Below are 20884 nucleotides of genomic sequence, written 5' to 3'. Positions count from 1 at the left end.
GGCTCAAGCCAACGTCGAAGCGTCGTCGCGGATCTGGCTCCCCGCGATTAGGCGAAAACCGTCCGTGCGTCGGAGCGGGATCGACCGGATCCCCGACAGATGCGCCATGTAGAGGACGAGAAGCTGCGCCGGCAGATGGTAGACCATCGGGGACAGGAACTCGTCCAGCGCCTCGGGCATCTCGAAATGGGCAAAGGCACCCTCCGTTCGAGCCGAGGCCGGCGCTACGAGAAGAGCCCGCCCGCCGGCGCCGGCCATGCCCTCGACGATCTCGTGGGCGCGGTCCGCGCTGTTGCCGGGAGGCGCGATGACGAAGGCGACGGACCGCTCACGCCAGGAGAAGTAGGTCAGGAAGTACTCGAGATGCGCCCATTCCTCGAGATCCTGGTGAACGCCGTTGATGGGCATCTGCTCGTGGAACTTCGCAGCCGAATAGGCAGCCGTTCCGCGACTCGGTCCGGTCCCGATCGAGAAGACGGTGTCGACCCCCAGAACGGCTTCGGCTACGCGTCGGGCGGTCGCGTCGATCCCTCGCGCCACGTCGGGAAGCATGGCGACCGATGCGGCAAGGTCCGCACCCAGCCGATCGGCGTCGTCCGCGCGCAGATGACCGCGCATCCGGCCGAGCTCGATGCCGAAGACATAGAGCGCCTGCAGAACCGCCACGTATTCAGCAAAGTTCAGGAAGCAGCGCCCGTATTGTTCAGGAATGTCGGCGATATCGCCCACGGGGCGGTGGATCACGGCGTCGGCGCTCTTTGCGAGCGCGCCTTCAAGTGTCCCGGTGACCCCCAGTGTCGGTAGTCCCTTGGATTTGGCGAGCGCGACGCATTCGCGAGCGCGCGACGAGGATCCAGAGTTGGAGATGCTGACAACCACGTCCCCTTCCTGCATCAAGGGGATCTGGTAGCGAGCGAGGTCCATGGCGGTGGTCGCCATGACCGGCAGTCCGGTCCAACGGCTGAGGGCTGGAGCGGCCGAAAGAGCAGCGAAGTAGCTGTCGCCCGATCCTGCCAGAAACAAACGGCGGGCGTTGGCGATCGTGGGGACGGTCAGCGCTTCCGCAACCGTCCGGTCGACCTCGGCGCACAGAACATCGTAGCGCAGCGCGGTGCGCATAGCCGTTTCGATCTCCTCGGCATGCGGCGGAAACGACTGGGCGAGGTCGGAATGGGCGGACATGGAATTGGGTCTCCTGAAGGGATGCAAGGGATGAGGAGCGGTCAGTTCGCCGGCGAGCCGACGAGATGGCATGCTGCCTCTTGCCCGGGGCCGGCCGACCTCATCTCGGGCTCGAGCGTGCGGCAGAGGGGCATGACGGAGGGGCAACGCGTATGGAAGCGGCAGCCGGAAGGCGGATTGGCTGGGCTCGGAATTTCGCCCGTCAGCCTCGGCACCTCCCGGGTCGCCTCCAGCTTCGGATCAGGTGACGGTGCGGCGGCCAGAAGGGCTTGCGTATAGGGATGGGCCGGTTTCGCCACAATGGCGGAGGCGGCTCCGATCTCGACGATCCGACCGAGATACATGACCGCCACCCGATCCGCGAAGCCGAAGACGCGGGCGAGGTCGTGCGACACGAACAAGTACGTGAGGGCGAAGCGCTGTCGTAAGTCGTCGAAGAGCTTGAGCACCTGAAGCTGAAGGGAAACGTCGAGCGCGGACAGAGGCTCGTCGGCGACGATGAAATCGGGCTTGAGGATCACCGCGCGCGCGATCGCGATGCGTTGACGCTGACCACCGGAGAATTCGTGCGGGTAGCGCGAGGCGAAGGCGCGGTCGAGACCGACGGCGTCGAGCATCTCCTCCACCTTGCGACGGATCGCGGTCCGATTGTCCGTTCCATGAACGATCAGGGGCTCCGCCAACGTGTCGAACACCGACATCTTCGGGTTCAGCGACGCGTAGGGATCCTGGAAGATCATCTGGAAGCCCGCCCGGGCGCGCCGCAACGTCTCGCCGCGAAGCTTGGAAATGTCCTCTCCCTTGAACAGGATGCGTCCCGCGGAGTGCGGCAGCGTACGGATCAGTGCGCGTCCGAGAGTGGACTTGCCGCAGCCGCTTTCGCCGACCAGCGCCAGGGTCTCGCCCGCATTCACGGTCAGGTCCACGTCCTTCACCGCCTGAACGATCAGCGGTTTATGGCGCGAAAGGAACCGCTTTGGGCTTGCGAAGGAAACGGAAAGGCCACGCGCTTCGACGAGCGGGGATCCGGGTTCTGAAGCACGCGTCATGCGCGGTCGTCCGTCAACGGATGGAAACATGCCACGCTTTGCGCCTTCGCTACCGGGCGCAGGGGAGGGACGGCGGTTCGACACTCGTCCGTCGCGCGCGAGCATCGCGGGGCGAAGGCGCAGGCGCGGATGTCCTCGCCGGGATCGGGCGGCGAGCCGGGGATCGGCTTCTGGTCCCGAAAGGGGATGTCGAGACGCGAGGTGCTGGCGAGAAGGCCTGCGGTGTAGGGGTGGGCGGGCGTTTCGTACAAACGCTCGGCCGCGGCGTCTTCCACGATCCGGCCGCCGTACATCACCACGATGCGCCCGGCCAGACGTGCAAGCAGGGCCAGGTCGTGCGTGACCCAGACCATGGCCATTCCCTCTTCGCGCTGGATGCGCTGGACGAGGCGGACGATCTCGGCTTGGACGGTGACGTCGAGGGCCGTCGTGGGCTCGTCGGCGATCAGGAGTTTTGGCGCGAGAGCCAGCGCCATCGCGATCATGGCGCGCTGGCGCATGCCCCCCGACAACTGATGCGGCAGCTGCCGGACGCGAAGATCGGGCGCCGGGATGCCGACGTTTCCCAGGAGTTCGATGGCTCGCGCACGGGCGCCTTCCCGGCTCAGTCCACGATGGCGCCTGAGCCCTTCGGTGATCTGGCGACCGATGGTCAGAAGCGGATTGAGCGCCGTCAGGGGATCCTGGAAGATGTAGGAAACGGTCGGCCCACGCAGATCCTCCAGTTCCCGCTTGCCGAGGTCCAGGACGGAGTGTCCGGCGACCTGCAGCGTCCGGGCCTCGATCCGGGCCCGGCGAGGGTCAAGGAGGCGTACGGCCGACATCATCGTCACCGACTTTCCCGATCCGCTCTCGCCGACAAGACCAACCACCTCACCTGGCGCGAGGGTCAGCGATACGTCGCGGACGGCGCGGATTCGTCGGCCGCCCCGTTCGAAGGACACGGACAGGTTCTCGATCGCCAGGACCGGCGCGGAAGGCGAGGCGGACAAGGCATTCATCGCGCGAGCCTCGGATCGAAGTGGTCCTGCAGCCAGTCTCCGCACAAATTGCCACCCAGCACCGTCAGAGCGATGGCGACGCCGGGCATGGCGGTGAGCCACCACGCCGTCTGCAGATAATTGCGTCCGTCGTTGAGCATGGTGCCCCAGGAGGGATTGGAGCCGTCGACGCCGACCCCGAGGAACGACAGCGCCGCCTCCGTCAGGATGGCCTGCGCCATGGAAAAGCTCGCCACCACGATGATCGAGGACACGGTGTTGGGAAGGATGTATCGAGTGAGGATTCGACGGGTCTGGACGCCGACCGTGCGCGCGGCCTCGACATAGTCCTGCGACCTGATGCTCATCACCTGGCCACGCACAACCCGGGCGTAGTTGACCCAGGTCGCAAGAGCCAGGACACAGACGATCGGCCAGAAGCCGCCCCCCAGCGTCGCCAACAGGAAGATGGCCAGCAGCGTGAAGGGGAAAGACAGCTGCACGTCGATCAGGAACGACAGGATCGAGTCGATCCAGCCGCCGAAATAACCGGCGAGGATTCCCACCGTCGTCCCGATCGCCGCCCCCATCAGGACGGCCGCGAAGCCGACCGCCAGCGAGATGCGGGACCCGTAGATCACACGCGACAGCATGTCCCGACCCAGATTGTCGGTTCCCAGCGGATGGGCAAAGGAGCCGCCCTCAAGCCAGAACGGCGGCTTCATGCGGGCGAGGAGGCTGATGGCGGTTGGCGAGTATGGCGCGATCAATGGGGCTGCGAGTGCGCAGCCAACCGCGATGGCGAGGATCGCGATTCCGATCGTGCCCAGCGTGTGGCGCTTCCAGAAGGAGCGAAGTGCAGGACCGCGGCTCATGCGAGCTTCACGCGTGGGTCGATCGCGACATAGAGCAGGTCGACCAGAAAGTTGATGAAGACGAAGGCGAAAGCGGCAAACAGCACGACGCCTTGAACCAAGGGAAAGTCGCGCTGGTAGACGGCGGTGACCGCGAGGCGTCCGACGCCCGGCCAAGCGAAGATGGTTTCGGTGATGAAGGCGCCCGACACGAGCTCGGCAAATTCCAGTCCCGCCATCGTGACGACGGGGATCATCGCATTGCGGAAACTGTGGATCCAAAGGACCACGCGCTCACGCAGGCCCTTGGAACGGGCGGTGCGCACGTAGTCGGCGCTCAGCACTTCCAGCATGCTGGCCCGCACGAGCCGGGTCAGCCGTGCGGCCGACTGGAGCGCAAGCGTGACGGCGGGCAGAATGAGATAGGCGAAGCCGCCATAGCCGGACACGGGCAGGAGGCGTAGCTCGACGGCGAACACGGCGATCAGCATCAGCCCGATCCAGAAACCGGGCGCCGACTGGCCCACCATGGCGAGAGCCGTCACCACGAAGTCCCAGGCGGTGTTGCGCTTCAAGGCGATGACGATGCCGAGCGGAATGGCGATCAGGAGCGACAGAAGGAAACCAGCCACGGCCAGTTCCAAGGTGGCAGGCAGCCGTTCCAGGATCAGCCCCGCGACGCGCGTGCCCTGGACATAGGAGAAGCCAAGATCGCCCGATAGGGCACGACCCAGGAAGACGCCATACTGAACCAGGATCGGCTGGTCGAGGCCGAGATGGCGACGCAGCTCATCCTTGGCCTCCTGTGAAGCGTTCTCCGGCACCAGCAGCGCCACGGGGTCGCCCGTCAGGTGGCCGACGATGAAGGTGCTGAACGAAACGCCGATCAGCACCAGAACGGCCATCAGGAGGCGTTTGACGAGAAATCGGGACATGAGGATCCGCGGAGATGACGGGCGGGAAGCGTCCGGCCCGGAAACCGGACGCCGCTATCGGCCGAGCCGGCTGGTTACTTGACCGTGATCAGGTAAGGCTCGAGATAGTTGTCGGCTCGGAAGTCGTAGGCGACGCGCTTGGACAGGCCGAAGACGTTCGGCAGGCGCCACAGGTAGAGCCACGGCGCGTCGTTCCAGACGATCGACTGAGCTTGGAACTCTAGGTCCTTGCGCTTTGCGTCGTCGAGCGTCTGCGACGCTTCCTGGACCAGTTTGTCGTAGTCCGGGTTGCAGTAGCCGCTCGAGTTGTCGACGTGGCCACAGGTGAGGATCACCAGCTCGACCGACGGATTGATCAGCGCCGCCCAGCCTTGGAAGTAGATGCCCTTCAGGCTGGCGGACGAGAGCTGCTGCCGGAATTGCCCGAGTTCCACCGCCTCGATGGTCGACCGGATTCCCAGCGGCTCCAGATAGGACGCCACGACCTCCGAGACCTCCTTGCCACCGGCAAATCGGGTCGAATACTGGATCGTAAGCGGGAAACCTTCGCCGAAACCCGCTTCCGTCAAGAGTTGCTTGGCGCGTTCCGGGTCGTAGGCGAACGGCTTCAGGTCAGGATTGTTGTTGGGTGGGTTGACGATGCTCTTCAAGGGCGCCGTCGTGTTGTTCAGAAGAGCCTCGATGATGGTCGGCACGTCCACGGCATGGTTCAGCGCCTGACGGACCTTGACCTCCTTGAGTGCCGGCTGCTCGCCGTTCAGCGAGATGCCCATGTGCATCTTGCGAAGGCCTTCGTTCATCACGGCGTCGCTGACGTCGGAGTTCAGTTGGTCCGCCACGTCCGGCGTGATGCCGATCGCCAGATCCACCGTCCCGGCACGCAGTTCGTTGACGCGCGAGGACATTTCCGGGATCGCACGGAACACCACTTCCTTGGCGCTCGGTGCCTCGCCCCAATAGCCTTCGTTGGCTACGAGCGTCAGGCGATCGCCGCGTTGCCAGGAGCCGAGCTTGTAGGGACCGGAGCCGACGGGCTTCAGTGCGACTTCGTCCGGCGAGGTGTCGGTGATGTACTTCGGGGCCGCGATGAAGGCTTCGGCCAGCCAATAGAGCATGTTGACCGTGGGCGCCTCCGTGACGAGGTCGATCGTATGCTCGTCGACGACCTTGACCTCCTTCAATCCGGTCTGGGCGTAGAGCTGCTGAAGCGTGTTGAACGGGGCCGTGTTCATCCGGTCGAAGTTGATCTTCACCGCCTGCGCGTCGAAGACCTCACCGTTGGTGAATTTGACCCCTTCACGCAGCTTGAAGCGCCATGTCACGTCGTCCAGTCGCTCCCAGGACGTGGCCAGGCGCGGTACCGGGGACCCATCCGGCGCGCGCCGCACCAGGCTGTCGAAGATCGACCAGATCACCGACCCCGTGGGATTGTTGGAATCGAGCATGTGCGGATCGAGGCTGATCACGTCCTCGGACGATGCGATCACGACCGGTGCGGTGTTCTGCGCAAGGACGGGCAAAGCCGAACTCGTCATCAAACCGGCGGCAAGGCCGGCGGACAGGACCAGCCGTCGTGTCCAACTGCTGTGAAGGATCTTCATCGCATGTCGCCTTTGCTGTCCCTTCCACCCAAAGCCGACGCCGGCTGGATCGGAAAGGAGGGGGGGAAGAGCTCGCGCCAGTGGCGGTTCTGCCAGTGGCGCTCGGGAAAGCTGTCGAGGAGGATCTGGAAAATCTCGGCGATGCGCTCGCTTGCATGGGCCACGTCGAACGCCTGCAGTTCATGATCCTTCACGCAGCAACGTCCTGCAACGAACACGTCTCGCGCACGTCGGCCGGGAGGCATAAGAAACAACGCCTCCAGCGGATCGAAGACCGGCTGGGCATCGAAGGCAGCCAGATCCCAGACCGCCAGATCGGCCTGCGCACCCGGCTCGAGGCGTCCGAGGTCGCGGCGTCCGATCGCCTCGGCGCCGGCCAGAGTGGCTGCGCGTACGAATTCGGGAATGTCCGCCGCCGCCTCGTCCTCCACACGCGACATGGCGAGGCCCATCTGCAGGTTCATCAGCATGTCAGGGGGAGCGGTGTCGGTCCCCAAGCCGATTCGGATGCCCTTGGCCCGCATACGGGCGAAGGACTCCAGTTTGCGTCCCGCGCGTCCGACGACGAGTGGGCAATGCACCACTGTCGACCCACTGGTCTCCAGTTGCTCGAAGTCCGACAGAACCAGGTTCGGGTCGCGCTGGGGGCCACCAAGTTCGAGAGCGTGAGGGAGCAAGGCGGCATTGCCCAGAACCCCCAAGGCAGCCAGATGTCCGATGGAGCTGCGGCTCGAACGCTGCCAGATCAACCGTGTCTCCAACGCCGACTGGCAGCAGTGAAGGCGAAACGGGATGCCGAGATCCTTTGCGGCGCTGGCTGTTCGCTGCAGAAGCTCGTCGGAGCAGGTCTCGATCGTGGAAGGCACCAGCAGAGGGGAGACAAGCGGTCCGGCGCCTTCGCAGCGCCGCGCGAAGTCCAGGGCGTCTCGCAAGCCGGCCAGACCTGCTTCCTCGTCCGCCAACTGCCCTACTTGCCCGTCGGGTTCCGCGACGTTCACGGCGGATCGATAACTCGGGCCGAGAAGAAGGCGAAGACCGAGTTCGTCCGCGAGTGCGGCAATGTCATCGAATTCGGCAACGCTCTCCGCCCAGGCGCGGAAAAGAAGGGATGTCACGGGAAGAGCGGTTGTGATGCCGGACAAAAGCAATTGTCCGAAGGCGAAACGCGCCGACATCAGGCGCTGGTCGCGCGTCAGGACCTCGCGGCGTCCCGATTGCGCGTAGGAGCGGCTCCACATGGACGCCAGGGGAGGCCTTTGTCCGCCGAACCCCAAAATGGTCGTATCCACATCGGCCAAAGCGTTCAAATCGATGAAGCCGGGCGCGATCAGTGCATTTCCGTAGTCCCGATGCTCCCAACCTTCGTGGGAAGACGCCGCGGTTGCGTGGGCGTCGCCGATCTTGATGATCCGGTCGCCTTCGATCGCTACGAAGCCGTTCTCGATGAGAACATGATCGTTCCCGTCGAAAGCCAGAATCCATCGAGATGACAATTTCTTGGGCACGTTGACCCCGTGGTTTATTTCTATGCGAGGGAGCTTCCGGCATCACAGAAACCAACGCAAGAAATATTTTCAAAATTTCAAAAAAGAAAATTTTCGAAACTCGGGAAAGATCGAGGTTTGGAAGCGTTCAGCCACCTCGTCAGTGCAAAAGATGCGCCAAAAAAACGCGATAAAACAGTACGTTATGTCGGCTTCTCGGAAGCTCGGGCTCATTGAGGGAGGGGATCGGCGAAGTGCGACAGGAAGGCGCGCATCTTTTGATGCGAACTATAATTCTTTCGAATTCTGCCGGATCTGCCAGCCGAAGGCGCCAGGTCCGATCGCGCCGACGGCTTCCGCACCAGCCTGCGCTGCGGTGCGCAGTTGTTGGCCCGGCGACAAGTCCGCCAACAGTGCCGTGGTGAGTGCGCCGACTGTGGCGTCGCCCGCCCCGGTCGGATCGATCGCCGTCCGAGGGGTGATGGTGTGATCGAGTCGTTCGCCTTTCGCGAAGCGCGTAAGCCCGGCCCGGCCGCGTTTGGCGACGAGGATGGGCACGAGGTGCGACAGTGTCTGCAGTGCTTCCTCGTCGTCGTGCCGTCCCGTCAGAAGCCTGATCTCTTCGAGGCTCGGCGCGAAGACATCCAACCGTCCTAGTGCCTTTTTCAGGCTCGCGCCGTCGAGAGCGAAGACCTCGCTCGTATCGGCGACGGACAAACCTCCCGAGGCTCGCGAAAGGCATTCTGCCAGGGTCTCGGGCGGCATCGGGCAAAGGAGGTAACCGTCGAAACCCTTCCGAGGCAGGGGCGGCGTCAGGCTCCGCGTCCGATCCCACCAAGCCGCGTCCCGTTCGGTGCTGGCGATCCTCTCCTCCCGCCCGCCGTAGTGCAGAAGCGCTCGGCGCGTGCCGCCCGAGCGTCGTTCCACCGATGACGTATCGATGTTCAAGGCTTCGAGTTGCCGGAGCCAGTGCGTCGGAAAATCCTCGCCGACGGCCACGTGAAGCGAAACCTCGGAGCCATAGCGCGCGGCCGACAGGGCGGCGTAAACGGCGCCGCCCCCGATCGTGCGGTGTGGTTTCCCCTCGACCACGATGGTATCGATGGATGCGTATCCCACGACCGCCAGACGAGCCATCGGGCTTGCTCTCTCGTCAGTGACCCGTTCCGATCAGGCTGCGGCGCGTGAGGCGACGGCTCACCGAGAAGCGCGTCTCGTCCTGCTTGAGGTGCAGCCGGCGGTTCGGATCGGTCCCATTCGCGATCCCCAGATGGTAGGCGAAGAGCTGTAGTGCGACAGCCTGGGTCAGGGGGGCATGGCGCGGGTGGCCGGGCAGGGTGATCCGATGTCGCGCCTCCGGAACGGGAGCATCTGCGGGCTCGATCGCCACCACCTGCATGTCGAGATGGCTGAGGGCCTCGGCCGTTGCATCGGCGTAGGCGGCGGATCTGGCATCTACGGGAAGGAGAACGACGATCTCGTCGCGCTTCATCGACCAGTACTGCCGGTGCGCGAACTCTTCGATATCGTCGCTCCAGGCGGGAACGGTGGTGACCTCCACACATTTCGCCGCGCCGTAGTCGGCGGTTGCCACACTCGTGCCCACACCGAGGAAACGCACGCCGCTGCATGACGCAAGGCCAGCGGCGCCACCGAACAGGGCGTGCGTCTCCTCGATGAAGCGGGGCAACTCGCCGACGAGCGCGTCCAGTTCGTCCGCCCAGTCATTGCCCTGCGCCGCCATGGCAAGGACGGCCAGGGTCGCGACATAGCTCGACGTGCCGCAGAGGAAGGGCGCGAGGTCCGGGATGTCGAGTGAAAACCGCGCAAGCCCGAGTGCGCCGATCCGTCCGCCCATGCCGTTGGTGAGCAGCGAAACACTAGCGCCGGCAGCAAGTGCCGCCTCGGCGGCTTCCAGCGTGCGGTCGACGTTGCCGGACATGGAAATCCCGATGGCACGGTCCCTCGCGCCGAGAGCAGGTGCTGTGTTCAGGAGGAAGTCCAGCCCGCTGACGCCGCTGGCCCCGGTGCCTCCGAATGCGGCGCGGGATGCGAACCAACCGTCTCCGCTCCCAAAAGCATAGAGACGCCCGCCCGCATCCGGCGTCAATGCGTTCTGGGCGAAGGCGGCGATCTCGTCGCGGCGGGCAAGGAGGCCGGCCAAGACCTGCGGTTGGCGGCGGATGTCGGCGAGCATCGGCTCGAAGCTCGGGGAGACGGCGGCGGGTTGGGGGAGGGGCATCGTTGGGCTCGTCGAGATCGGAATGAACGTCGTGTCAAAGTTTTCCAACCGAAGCCTATCCCAGCACAAGGAAAGTTTTCGAAAATTATGGTTTCGATGTCTTTCGATTTAGATGATTGTGAAAATTTATGCGATCGCGACTTCCAGACCGGACGCCTTCAGTTCTCGAATGGTGTCGGCGGAGGCGCCTTTGTCGGTGATGAGAAGGTCGGCTTCCTCCAGCGCCGCGATGCGAGCGGTTGCGACGTGTCCGAGCTTGGAGTGGTCGGCAAGAAAGATCACGCGGCTTGCAGCCTGGATCATCGCCTTCTTGATTTCCGCCTCCTGCCAGTTGCTGTTGGTGAATCCCTTACGAGGCTCGACGCCGGCGCAACTCATGAAGGCGACGTCGGCATTGATCTCAGCCAGAAGAAGGGTCCCGAACGGGGATACGAGCGAATTGAGTTGTGGGCGGACCGTCCCGCCCGTCACGATGACCGTGACCCCGGGATGGTTCGCCAGCGCTGTCGCAACGTTCAGGGCGTTGGTGACGACCGCTACGTCGGTGAGGCTGCGGGGGAAGGCTGTGGCAAGCGCCGCCATGGTGGAGCCTGTATCGATGATCACGGTTTCGCCGTCCCGGATCATCTCCGCCGCTACGGCCGCGATGGCGTCCTTCTCCTCGCCGTGCAGTGAAGCATTGAGATCGATCGGACGTTCGTAACGACTGGGGCGCACGGCGATGGCGCCGCCCCGGATCCGGCGAAGGACTTGCGCTTTCTCGAGATACAGGAGATCGGCGCGGACCGTCACCGAGGATACGCCCAGCGCTCCGCAAAGGTGTTCGACGTCGACCCGCCCATCCGCCTGAAGCAGGTCGATGATGCGACGGTGTCTTTCGATAGCTTTCAAAGATGGCATCTGGTAAAGCCGAATGGAGGAAAGTCGGGTCGGGTCTCCCGATTATGCTAGCCGATTCTCCTTTTCGCCGCCGAATTTTCAGCCTTTGCGAAAGATCGATCCTTGCGAGCCACCATGTCTCGACCTCTGCCTTCTGTGATCGCGGCCCTTCAGTTTCCCCCCTTCCGAGGCGGAAATCGAATGCCGATCTCCTGGTACGAGGACTATCTTCTCGCCAATGCGGAGGTGTTCATCCAAGGCGGGATCCGTGCGATCAAGATTCAGGACGAGACAGGGGAGACGGGGCCCGCGACGCAGCAAACCGTGGCCCGGATGTCGGTGCTGGGGCGTCTCTTCCGGCGCAGCTTTCCGGATATCCACCTCGGGATCATCGTTCAGGCCCATGACGCCATTGCGCCTCTCGCCATCGCCGATGCGGTAGATGCTGACTTCGTAAGGCTCAAGATCTTCGTCGGGGCGGCTGTCAACGCGGAAGGATTGCGACAAGCGTTGTCGGTCGAGGCGACCGACTATCGTTCGCTGCTGGAACGCAAGGATATTCAGATTCTCGCGGACGTCCACGACCGCACATGCCAACCTTTGTCGCCTGTGCCCCACGAAGCCGCGGCGCTCTGGGCACAGAACATGGGGGCCGATGCTCTTGTCCTCACGGGCGCGACCTTCGAAGACAGTCTGGCGCGCGTCACCGCAGCGCGGAATGCCGGCGTCTCGCGTCCGATCGTGATTGGCGGAAGCGTCACCGCGCAAAATATCCGTCAGGCACTGCAGGTTGCCGACAGCGTTGTGGTCAGCACATCGCTCTTGAAGCGCGGTGCGAGAGACGACCTGGTACAATGGGACGTGGCGGAAGTGGAAAAGCTGGTCGCAGCCGTAGAGGCGGACGGTCCCAGCACTGGGGGCCGCCCGTAACGAAAGCTCGCGTCGAGCGTAGCCTGCTGACGATCGAACCACGGTTCGGCTCGCTCATCGCCAGACATCGCCACATGCTCGTTCGGCCCCGTCTCAGTTGCCCTCGACGCTTTCTTCCCCGTCTGCGTCGAGTTGGTGGGCACGCGCTCACTCGGTCGCCCTTCGCGGTCTCACCTGCCGCAGCATGCCGCCCGTCGATAGATGGCAGTGAGAAGCTAGATTAGATGCCTGCAATCGATAAATGAAATTGGCGGCGGAGGACTCTGGCGGAGGGAGGGGGATTCGAACCCCCGATACGGTTTCCCGTATACACACTTTCCAGGCGTGCGCCTTCAACCACTCGGCCACCCCTCCTGACCGGTCGCGGCTTCGGGCTTGTGGCCCGGGCCTCGGTACGGTGGGCGCGGACTATCACTGGAACGCTTGCTCTGGCAAGCGGTTTCATAGGGGCGCGGGACAAAAGCCACGGGGGCGAGGCGGCGGGCATCCTTCCGCGTTCGCCGCGGTCGACGTTGCGCCGGCGTCGCGCGGAAACCATATCTTGGCGAGACGCCGCACCGCCGCAAGGTGCCCTGTGATATCGACAGGCCGCCGGGTCGCGGTGACCGGTTCGAGGAGGAGGCGAGACGATGCGGCTGCTGGCCTGGTTGGTGCGGATTGCGGGATGTCTTCTCCTGGCGGCGGCAACGGCGCTTGCGGTCGGCGACATTGCCCGGTCGCTGGCATCCGGGACGACCATGCTGATGCCTCTGGAAGCGGCGGCGCGCACCGTGGGCCTCGGCCTCTTCGACGCTGCGACCGGAACCGCGTCAGCCAGCGGCGTCTTCGCGGCGGAGGGGCGGGGCGCCACTCTGGCCAGCGAGATCGGCCGCCAGCCTGCGTCCATCGTCATCGGCCTTGCCGGAATCCTGTTTCTTTTCGTCGGCCGGCCGCCTCGCCGGCCCGCGCGAACCCTGAGGTGAACCCATGTCCTTTCTGGATCGACTGATGAAGAAGACGACCCTGCCGACGGCCGACGAAGCGCTGCCGCGCCGCGCCGGCGCCATCCCGACGGCGGAGACGCATTTCGTGTCGGGCGCGCCCCTGAAGGGCCCGTTCCCCGCGGGCACCCGGACGGCCGTCTTCGGTCTCGGATGCTTCTGGGGCGCCGAGCGCAAGTTCTGGCAGCTGCCCGGCGTGGTGACGACGGCGGTCGGCTATGCCGCCGGCTCGACACCCAACCCGACCTATGAGGAGGTCTGTTCGGGTCGCACGGGGCACAACGAGGTCGTGTTCGTGGCCTACGATCCGACTGTTGTCTCCTACGAGACCCTGCTGAAGACCTTCTTCGAGTCCCATGACCCGACGCAGGGAATGCGTCAGGGCAACGACGTCGGCACGCAGTATCGCTCCGGCATCTACTGGACGGACGAAAGCCAGCGCGTGGCGGCCGAAGCTGCCCGCGATGCTTATCAGGTGGCACTCGCGAAGGCCGGGCATCGCGGCGAGATCACCACCGAGATCATGACTGCGCCGGAATTCTACTACGCCGAGGATTATCACCAGCAGTATCTCGCCAAGAACCCGCGGGGCTATTGCGGCCTCGGGGGCACGGGCGTGAGCTGCCCCGTGGGTCTGGGTGCGGTGGCGGCGGAATAGCTGGGGCCACCGCCTCGCTCGCCCTTGCGGGTGGCGGGGTTCTGCGTTCAGTATGATGGCCAGCCATGCCAGTCCGCGGACTGGCATGGCTGGCCTTTTCACGTGGGGCGATCGCCTTTCGTGATCGGCCGTGGCCGTCTTCGCGAAACAGGGACAGACCCAACCCATGAAGCATCTTCTCGCCGGCCTGATGGCCGCCTGCTCGCTTGGTCTCGTCGGCCAGGCGCTCGCCGCCGAGTTCAAGCCCGCCGTGATCTTCGATCTGGGCGGCAAGTTCGACAAGTCCTTCAACGAGGCGGCCTTCAACGGTGCCGAACGCTTCAAGGCGGAGACGGGCGTCGCGTATCGCGAGTTCGAGATGCAGAACGAGACCCAGCGCGAGCAGGTGCTGCGGCGCTTCGCGCGGGACGGGCACTCGCCGATCATCGGCGTCGGCTTCGCGCAGCAGGCGGCGATGGAGAACGTCGCCAAGGAATATCCCAACCTCCAGTTCGCGATCATCGACACGGTGGTGGATCGTCCGAACGTGCGCTCGATCCTCTTCAAGGAGGAGGAGGGCTCCTACCTCGTCGGCATGCTCGCGGCGCTGAAGTCGCAGACGGGCACGGTCGGCTTCGTCGGCGGCATGGACATCCCGCTGATCCGCAACTTCGCCTGCGGCTACAAGGGCGGCGTGCTCGCGGCCAAGAGCGATGCCAAGTATCTCGAGAACATGACCGGTACCACGGCCGCGGCCTGGAACGATCCGGTGCGCGGCGGCGAACTCGCCCGTTCGCAGATGGACCAGGGCGCCGACGTCGTGTTCCACGCGGCGGGCGCCACCGGCATCGGCGTGCTGCAGGCGGTGGCGGATGCGGGCAAGCTCGGCATCGGCGTCGATTCCAACCAGAACATGCTGCATCCCGGCAAGGTCCTGACCTCCATGGTCAAGCGCGTCGACAACGCGGTCTACCAGGCCTTCAAGGACGCGCAGGGCGGCCAGTGGACGGCCGGCACGCAGACGCTCGGCCTCAAGGAGGACGGCGTCGGCTACGCGATGGACGACAACAACAAGGACCTCATCACGCCCGAGATGACGGCGGCGGTCGAGAAGGCCAAGGCCGACATCATCGCCGGCACGATCACCGTCCACAACTACAACACGGACAACGCCTGCCCCTATTGATCGGGGCGGCCGGTCCGGCATTCGCGGCGGCGCCCCCTTCGGGCGCCGTTTCGCGTTCCGGGCTGCGCAATGCTATGCGCGGGACCGGACGCATCAGGAGGCCGACGTTGCGCAAGATCATCTTCGATACCGACCCGGGGCAGGACGACGCGATCGCGATCCTCGCGGCGCTCGGTTCGCCCGAACTCGAGGTTCTCGGCATCGTAGCGGTGGCCGGCAACGTGCCGCTGCACCTCGCCTCCGCCAATGCGCGGCGCATCGCCGAACTCGCGGGGCGGGCCGACATTCCGGTCCATGCCGGGGCCGAGCGGCCGTTCCTTCGACCGCTCGTCACCGCCGAGCACGTGCATGGCGAGACGGGGCTCGACGGGCCCGACCTGCCGCCGCCCGCCAATCCCCTGGCGCCAGGCCATGGCGTCGACTTCATCATCGACACGGTGCGCGCGCACGAGCCGAAGACCGTGACCATCGCCGCGCTAGGCCCGCTCACCAATGTTGCGCTGGCGCTCCTGAAGGCGCCGGACATCGCCGAGCGGCTCGAAGGCATCGTCCTCATGGGCGGCGCCTATTTCGAGGTCGGCAACGTGACGCCGACCGCCGAATTCAACGTCTATGTCGATCCGGAGGCCGCAGCATCGGTCTTCGCCAGCGGCGCCGACATCACGGTCCTGCCGCTCGACGCGACGCACGGGATGCACTCGACAGCGCCGCGCATCGAGGCGTTCCGGGCCATCGGCAACAAATCGGGCGCGGCCGTCGCGGCGATGCTGTCCTTTTCCGAGGTCTACGATCTCCAGAAGTTCGGCTGGGACGGCGCGCCCCTCCACGACCCGTGCGTGACCGCTTTCCTCGTCAAGCCCGAGCTTTTCGAGGGGCGGCAGGTGAACATCGAGGTCGAAACCGGCAGCCAGCTCACGCGCGGCATGACAGTGGTGGACTACTGGGGCGTCACCGACCGGCCGAAGAACGCGTTCTTCGTCCGATCTGGAAATGCGGACGCCTTCTATGCGCTTCTGACGGAGCGGGTGGCACGGCTACCTTGATCAATAGTGCGGCGGCCGGGTCGCCTCCGCGCTGGGCGCCGCGCTTTCCTCGAGGGCCAGAAGACGCTGGACGAGTGCCTTCAGCGTCTTCTCCAGCCGCTCGATGCGCTGCCCCTGCGCCGCCATCTCGGCGGACAATTCCTCCACCGTCCGGTTCTGATGGGCGAGATCGATCTCGAGTTCGGTGATGCGGGTCTCGTCGCTCATGGCTGCAGCGCCTTCAAGGCATCGCGCAAAACCTCGGGCACGGGTGCCGGCCGGCGGCTCGCCTTGTCGACATGGACATGCACGAACAGGCCCTCGGCCGCCGCCAGATCCTCGTCGTTGCGGAAGATGCCGATCTCGTAGCGGATCGAGGACGCGCCGAGGTGGCCGATCCTGAGGCCCACGCTGACCCGGTCGGGATAGCCGACCTCCGAGAGGTAGCGGCAGCCCGTCTCGGCCACGAAGAACATCGATTCATCAGCTGACAGGCCCGTCCCGAACAGCCAGTTCGTCACCGCCGTATCGAAGAAGGCGTAGTAGGCCGCGTTGTTCATGTGGCCGTACATGTCGTTGTCGGACCAGCGCGTCGTCACCTCGACGAAGGCGCGGTAGTCGGCGCGGCTCTGGCGTTGGGGGCGTGGTGTCTGCGACATGGGCTTTCCCGAGAAAGGCGGTTCAACGGCCCACATGGCCGAGCGCCGGCTGTGGATCAAGGCCGGTCCCGGCCCACTTCACCCCGTGTGCCCGTCTGGCGCTCGGGCACGCACGTCGATAGTCTGGCGAAAACGTAGGAATGGCGACGGGATCGGCATGGCGTCTGCGATCGAGCTGATCGGCATCTCCAAGAGTTTCGGCGTGGTGCGCGCCAATCGCGACATCAACCTGCGTGTGGAAAAGGGCACCATCCACGGTATCGTCGGCGAGAACGGCGCCGGCAAGTCGACACTGATGTCGATCCTCTACGGCTTCTACCAGGCCGACGAAGGCGAGATCCGCGTCGACGGCAAGCCGGTCGCGATCCCCGATTCCAATGCGGCCATCGCGGCCGGGATCGGCATGGTCCACCAGCACTTCATGCTGGTCGAGCCCTTCACGGTGCTGGAGAACATCATGCTCGGGGCCGAGCAGTCGGGTCTCCTGTCGCCCGGCATCCGCCGCGTGCGGGCCGAACTCCTGCGCCTGGAGAAGGAACACGGGCTGGCGATCGATCCCGATGCCGTGGTCGAGACGTTGCCCGTGGGTCTCCAGCAGCGCGTGGAGATCCTGAAGGCGCTCTATCGCGGCGCCGAGATCCTCATCCTCGACGAGCCGACGGGCGTGCTGACACCCGCCGAGGCCGACCAGCTCTTCGCGGTCCTCCGGCAGCTTCGCGCCGAGGGCAAGACGATCGTCCTGATCACCCACAAGCTGCGCGAGATCCTGGACGTCACCGACAATGTCTCGGTGATGCGACGTGGCGAGATCGTCGCGACCCGGCCGACGCGCGAGACCAATGCCGGGGAACTTGCCGAACTCATGGTCGGTCGGCGCGTGCTCCTGCGCGTCGACAAGAAGCCCGCCGCGCCCGGCGCGCCGCTTCTCGAAGTCGACGGCCTGTCCGTGCGCGATGGGCGCGGCGTCGCGATGGTGGAGGACGTGTCGTTCACCGTACGCGCCGGAGAGATCGTCGGCATCGCGGGGGTCGCCGGCAACGGGCAGTCGGAGCTTCTGGAGGCCCTGTCGGGCATCCGGCGCGCCGAGCGGGGCGCGATGCGCCTGAAGGGCGAGGCGCTCGATCCTACAAGCGCGCTCGACCCGGCCGAGATGAGGGCGAGGGGGCTCGCCCATGTGCCCGAAGACCGGCACCATGTCGGCCTCGTCCTGCCGTTCCAGGAATACGAGAACGCCGTTCTCGGATACCATCGCGATCCCGCCTTCGGCTCCGGCCCCTTGCTCGACGTCAAGGCGATGCGCAGGGACGCCGAGGCCAAGATCGCGGCCTACGACATCCGCCCCCCGTTGGCCGAACTGAAGACCGCCAACTTTTCCGGCGGCAACCAGCAGAAGATCGTGCTGGCGCGCGAGATGGAGCGCGATCCGGCCGTGCTCCTCATCGGCCAGCCGACGCGCGGCGTCGATGTCGGGGCGATCGAATTCATCCATCGCCGCGTGGTCGAGATGCGCGACGCGGGCAAGGCCGTGCTTCTCGTCTCCGTCGAGCTCGACGAGATCCGGTCGCTTGCCGACCGCATTCTCGTGATGTTCGCCGGGCGCATCGTCGGCGAAGTCGGACCCGAGGCGGACGAGGGCGAGATCGGCCTCCTGATGGCCGGCGAGACGCGGCGCGAGGCTGCCGAATGAGGGACGCCCGCGTTACGCTCGTCACGCTCGGCGTCTCCGACCTCGCGCGCTCCGCCGGCTTCTACGAGGCGCTCGGCTGGACACGGACGAATGCCGGCAACGACAAAGTCGTCTTTGTGCAAGGGGAGGGGATCGTGCTCTCGCTCTTCGGCGTCGACGATCTCGCCGAAGACGCCGGACTTTCGGCCGAGCCGCTGCCGCGCTTCCGGGGCATCGCGCTCGCCATCAATCTGCCGTCCGTGGCGGAGACCGACCGGCTCTTCGCCCGCGCGGTCGAGGCTGGCGCCGATCCCGTGAAACGGCCAGAGACGGTCTTCTGGGGCGGCTATTCCGGCTATTTCGCAGATCCTGACGGGCACCTTTGGGAGCTCGCACACAACCCGTTCTTCCCGCTCGACGCCGATGGGCGCATCGACCTGACCCCGCCTTCCGAGGAGCCGGCATGAGCCGACCCTATGCCAAGCTGCCCGCCTGGATCGACCACGGCGTGATCCCGCTTCTCAACGTCGTCGTCGCCTTTCTGGTCGCGGGGCTCGTGGTGCTGGCCGTCGGCGAAAGCCCGGTGGAGGCGGCCCGGCTCATGCTGCGCGGCGCCTTCGGCTACGGCGAAGGCGTCGGCTTCACGCTGTTCTACACGACCAACTTCATCCTGACGGGCCTGGCCGTCGCGGTCGCCTTCCACGGCGGCCTGTTCAACATCGGCGGCGAGGGGCAGGCCTATGTCGGGGGGCTCGGGGTCGCGTTCGTGGCGCTGAACCTCGGCTCGGTGCTGCCATGGTGGCTCAATCTGCCGCTCGCGGTCGTCGCGGCCTTCGCGGTCGGCGCCGCCTGGGCGTTCCTGCCGGGCTATCTCCAGGCGAAGCGCGGCAGCCATGTCGTCATCACCACCATCATGTTCAACTTCATCGCCTCGGCGCTGATGGTCTATCTCCTGGTCGGCCCGTTGCGCCCGATCGGCACCATGCAGCCCGAGACGCGCCAGTTCGATTCGGGTGGCCAGTTGCCGAAGCTCGGGAGCCTGTTCGACGCGATGGGGTTCGACCTCGGCGGCGCTCCGCTCAACGTCACCTTCTTCGTCGCGCTCGCCGCCGCCTTCGCGGTCTGGGTGCTGATCTGGCGCACGCGCCTCGGCTACGAGATCCGCACGCTCGGTTTCTCGCCGTCGGCCGCGCGCTATGCCGGCATGAAGGAGACGCCCCTCGTCGTCACCATCATGCTGATCTCGGGCGGCCTCGCCGGCATGATGGCGCTCAACTCGGTGATGGGCGACCAGTATCGCCTCCAGCTCAACTTCCCGGCGGGCGCCGGCTTCGTCGGCATCGCCGTGGCGCTGATGGGCCGGGGGCATCCCGCCGGTATCATTCCGGCTGCGCTCCTCTTCGGCACACTCTACCAGGGCGGCGCCGAACTCGCCTTCGACATGCCCACCATCTCGCGCGACATGATCGTGATCATCCAGGGCCTCGTGATCCTCTTCGCGGGCGCGCTGGAAAACATGCTGCGCCCCGGTGTCGGCGTCATGTACGGCTTTCTGCGCCTGCGAGAGACGGGGCCGAAACCGGTCGGCGGGGAGGCGCGCTGATGGATTTCGCCGGTCTTCTCAATCTCCTGGACTCCACCATTCGTCTGTCGACGCCGCTGATCTTCGCGGCGCTCGCGGGCCTCTACTCCGAACGGTCCGGCGTCTTCGACATCGGCCTCGAGGGCAAGATGCTGGCCGGTGCCTTCGCCTCCGCCTCGGCGGCGGCCGTGTCGGGCTCCGCCGTTCTCGGGCTTCTCACGGGCGTCGGCGTCGCCGTCCTCTTCGCGCTTGTGCACGGTCTTGCTTCGATCACCTATCGCGGCAACCAGATCGTCTCCGGCGTCGCGCTCAACTTCATCGCGTCGGGCCTCACCATCATCCTCGGCAGCGCCTGGTTCATGCAGGGCGGCGTCACGCCGCCGCTCGGGCCGGACCAGCGCTTCCTGGGGATCGAGCTGCCGGGTGCCGAAGCGGTGCGCGACGTACCGGTCCTCGGCTTCCTGTATTCGGGACTCCTGTCGGGCCAGAACGCGCTGGTCTGGCTCGCCTTCCTCGCCGTGCCCTTCACCTGGTGGGTGCTCTACCGCACGCGCTTCGGCCTGCGCCTGCGCGCTGTCGGCGAAAATCCCGGCGCCGTGGATACGGCCGGCATCTCCGTCGCCTGGCTGCGATACCGGGCCGTCGTCATCTGCGGCGTGCTGACGGGGCTGGCCGGCACCTATCTCGCGATGGCGCAGTCCGCGGGTTTCACGCGCGAGATGACGGCGGGGCGCGGCTATATCGCGCTGGCCGCGCTTATCTTCGCCAATTGGAAGCCGGTGCCGACGCTTCTCGCCTGCCTCCTGTTCGGCTTCCTCGACGCCGCCTCGATCCGTCTCCAGACGACGCCGCTGCCCGGCATCGGACAGATTCCGCCGCAGTTCGTCCAGGCGCTGCCCTATATCCTCACCGTGATCCTGCTCGCCGGCTTCGTCGGCAAGTCGCGCCCGCCCAAAGCCGGCGGCGTGCCTTACGTCAAGGAGCGCTGATCGCGCGCCCTCCTCCAACGCTCGAGT

21 protein-coding genes and 1 tRNA gene are annotated in these 20884 nt (G+C 65.6%); 9 read left to right on the top strand and 13 right to left on the bottom strand.

Features of this window, described 5'->3' with window-relative positions; genetic code table 11:
- Positions 1 to 3 precede the first annotated feature (3 nt).
- The 10 genes from AUL34_RS01920 to AUL34_RS01875 all read right to left on the bottom strand — a co-directional run bounded on the left by AUL34_RS01920 (position 4) and on the right by AUL34_RS01875 (position 11218).
- Entirely contained in the window at positions 4 to 1182 is a 1179-nt protein-coding gene (locus tag AUL34_RS01920; RefSeq protein WP_061930287.1) for an SIS domain-containing protein, read from the bottom strand.
- Between the two features lie 41 nt (positions 1183 to 1223).
- Complete coding sequence (locus tag AUL34_RS01915; protein WP_192845673.1) at positions 1224 to 2108, bottom strand: ABC transporter ATP-binding protein; 885 nt, start codon at positions 2106 to 2108, stop codon at positions 1224 to 1226.
- Positions 2109 to 2227: 119 nt separating this feature from the next.
- Entirely contained in the window at positions 2228 to 3232 is a 1005-nt protein-coding gene (locus AUL34_RS01910; RefSeq protein ID WP_061930281.1) for an ABC transporter ATP-binding protein, read from the bottom strand.
- Positions 3229 to 4086, bottom strand: a complete 858-nt coding sequence (locus tag AUL34_RS01905; RefSeq protein ID WP_061930278.1) for an ABC transporter permease — start codon at positions 4084 to 4086, stop codon at positions 3229 to 3231. Before AUL34_RS01905 ends, AUL34_RS01910 begins: the two co-directional genes overlap by 4 nt.
- Positions 4083 to 5000, bottom strand: coding sequence for an ABC transporter permease (locus AUL34_RS01900; protein WP_061930276.1), 918 nt, complete (start codon positions 4998 to 5000; stop codon positions 4083 to 4085). The genes AUL34_RS01905 and AUL34_RS01900 overlap by 4 nt, the downstream gene beginning before the upstream one ends.
- A gap of 74 nt (positions 5001 to 5074) precedes the next feature.
- Positions 5075 to 6601 (bottom strand): ABC transporter substrate-binding protein, encoded by a 1527-nt coding sequence (locus AUL34_RS01895; RefSeq protein ID WP_061930274.1) that lies wholly within the window; start codon positions 6599 to 6601, stop codon positions 5075 to 5077.
- Positions 6598 to 8106 (bottom strand): chlorohydrolase family protein, encoded by a 1509-nt coding sequence (locus AUL34_RS01890; RefSeq protein WP_061930272.1) that lies wholly within the window; start codon positions 8104 to 8106, stop codon positions 6598 to 6600. Before AUL34_RS01890 ends, AUL34_RS01895 begins: the two co-directional genes overlap by 4 nt.
- 267 nt (positions 8107 to 8373) lie before the next feature.
- Positions 8374 to 9222 carry a carbohydrate kinase family protein gene (locus AUL34_RS01885; RefSeq protein WP_061930269.1) on the bottom strand — a complete coding sequence of 283 codons (849 nt, stop codon included), beginning with the start codon at positions 9220 to 9222 and terminating at the stop codon, positions 8374 to 8376.
- A gap of 16 nt (positions 9223 to 9238) precedes the next feature.
- Positions 9239 to 10327 (bottom strand): SIS domain-containing protein, encoded by a 1089-nt coding sequence (locus AUL34_RS01880; protein WP_156420735.1) that lies wholly within the window; start codon positions 10325 to 10327, stop codon positions 9239 to 9241.
- A gap of 126 nt (positions 10328 to 10453) precedes the next feature.
- On the bottom strand, positions 10454 to 11218 hold the full coding sequence (locus tag AUL34_RS01875; RefSeq protein ID WP_202814926.1) for a DeoR/GlpR family DNA-binding transcription regulator: 765 nt from the start codon (positions 11216 to 11218) through the stop codon (positions 10454 to 10456).
- 189 nt (positions 11219 to 11407) lie between these two features.
- Here AUL34_RS01875 and AUL34_RS01870 point away from each other — a divergent pair, with 189 nt between their 5' ends.
- Complete coding sequence (locus tag AUL34_RS01870) at positions 11408 to 12136, top strand: BtpA/SgcQ family protein (protein WP_061930260.1); 729 nt, start codon at positions 11408 to 11410, stop codon at positions 12134 to 12136.
- Positions 12137 to 12400: 264 nt separating this feature from the next.
- Here AUL34_RS01870 and AUL34_RS01865 read toward each other — a convergent pair.
- A tRNA-Ser gene (locus tag AUL34_RS01865) sits at positions 12401 to 12490 on the bottom strand.
- Between the two features lie 275 nt (positions 12491 to 12765).
- On the opposite strand from AUL34_RS01865, the gene AUL34_RS01860 reads away from it, so the two are divergent.
- The 4 genes from AUL34_RS01860 to AUL34_RS01845 all read left to right on the top strand — a co-directional run bounded on the left by AUL34_RS01860 (position 12766) and on the right by AUL34_RS01845 (position 15982).
- The gene (locus AUL34_RS01860; RefSeq protein WP_061930256.1) at positions 12766 to 13098 is read left to right on the top strand and encodes a hypothetical protein; all 333 of its coding nucleotides are present in this window, start codon (positions 12766 to 12768) and stop codon (positions 13096 to 13098) included.
- Between the two features lie 25 nt (positions 13099 to 13123).
- The gene (gene msrA, locus AUL34_RS01855) at positions 13124 to 13774 is read left to right on the top strand and encodes a peptide-methionine (S)-S-oxide reductase MsrA (protein WP_244492410.1); all 651 of its coding nucleotides are present in this window, start codon (positions 13124 to 13126) and stop codon (positions 13772 to 13774) included.
- A gap of 166 nt (positions 13775 to 13940) precedes the next feature.
- Complete coding sequence (locus AUL34_RS01850; RefSeq protein ID WP_061930250.1) at positions 13941 to 14939, top strand: BMP family protein; 999 nt, start codon at positions 13941 to 13943, stop codon at positions 14937 to 14939.
- Positions 14940 to 15013: 74 nt separating this feature from the next.
- On the top strand, positions 15014 to 15982 hold the full coding sequence (locus AUL34_RS01845) for a nucleoside hydrolase (RefSeq protein ID WP_061930631.1): 969 nt from the start codon (positions 15014 to 15016) through the stop codon (positions 15980 to 15982).
- On the opposite strand, the gene AUL34_RS01840 is transcribed toward AUL34_RS01845, so the two are convergent.
- Together AUL34_RS01840 and AUL34_RS01835 are read right to left on the bottom strand one after the other, a co-directional pair.
- Positions 15983 to 16189 (bottom strand): SlyX family protein, encoded by a 207-nt coding sequence (locus AUL34_RS01840; RefSeq protein ID WP_061930246.1) that lies wholly within the window; start codon positions 16187 to 16189, stop codon positions 15983 to 15985.
- Complete coding sequence (locus AUL34_RS01835) at positions 16186 to 16620, bottom strand: thioesterase family protein (protein WP_061930243.1); 435 nt, start codon at positions 16618 to 16620, stop codon at positions 16186 to 16188. Before AUL34_RS01835 ends, AUL34_RS01840 begins: the two co-directional genes overlap by 4 nt.
- 157 nt (positions 16621 to 16777) lie before the next feature.
- Here AUL34_RS01835 and AUL34_RS01830 point away from each other — a divergent pair, with 157 nt between their 5' ends.
- Genes AUL34_RS01830 through AUL34_RS01815 form a run of 4 tightly spaced genes read left to right on the top strand, consistent with a single transcriptional unit; the run spans position 16778 to position 20857 of the window.
- On the top strand, positions 16778 to 18307 hold the full coding sequence (locus tag AUL34_RS01830) for an ABC transporter ATP-binding protein (protein WP_061930240.1): 1530 nt from the start codon (positions 16778 to 16780) through the stop codon (positions 18305 to 18307).
- Positions 18304 to 18753, top strand: coding sequence for a VOC family protein (locus AUL34_RS01825; RefSeq protein WP_061930236.1), 450 nt, complete (start codon positions 18304 to 18306; stop codon positions 18751 to 18753). The genes AUL34_RS01830 and AUL34_RS01825 overlap by 4 nt, the downstream gene beginning before the upstream one ends.
- Positions 18750 to 19889, top strand: coding sequence for an ABC transporter permease (locus AUL34_RS01820; protein WP_061930233.1), 1140 nt, complete (start codon positions 18750 to 18752; stop codon positions 19887 to 19889). The genes AUL34_RS01825 and AUL34_RS01820 overlap by 4 nt, the downstream gene beginning before the upstream one ends.
- Entirely contained in the window at positions 19889 to 20857 is a 969-nt protein-coding gene (locus tag AUL34_RS01815) for an ABC transporter permease (protein WP_061930231.1), read from the top strand. Before AUL34_RS01820 ends, AUL34_RS01815 begins: the two co-directional genes overlap by 1 nt.
- The last annotated feature ends 27 nt before the right edge of the window (positions 20858 to 20884 follow it).

Origin of the sequence: Aureimonas sp. AU22 (assembly GCF_001463745.1) — a bacterium.
In the GTDB taxonomy this organism is placed as follows: Bacteria; Pseudomonadota; Alphaproteobacteria; order Rhizobiales; family Rhizobiaceae; genus Aureimonas.
The sequence above is the reverse complement of the archived record's forward strand: the minus strand, read 5'-3'. Positions and strand labels throughout refer to the sequence as shown.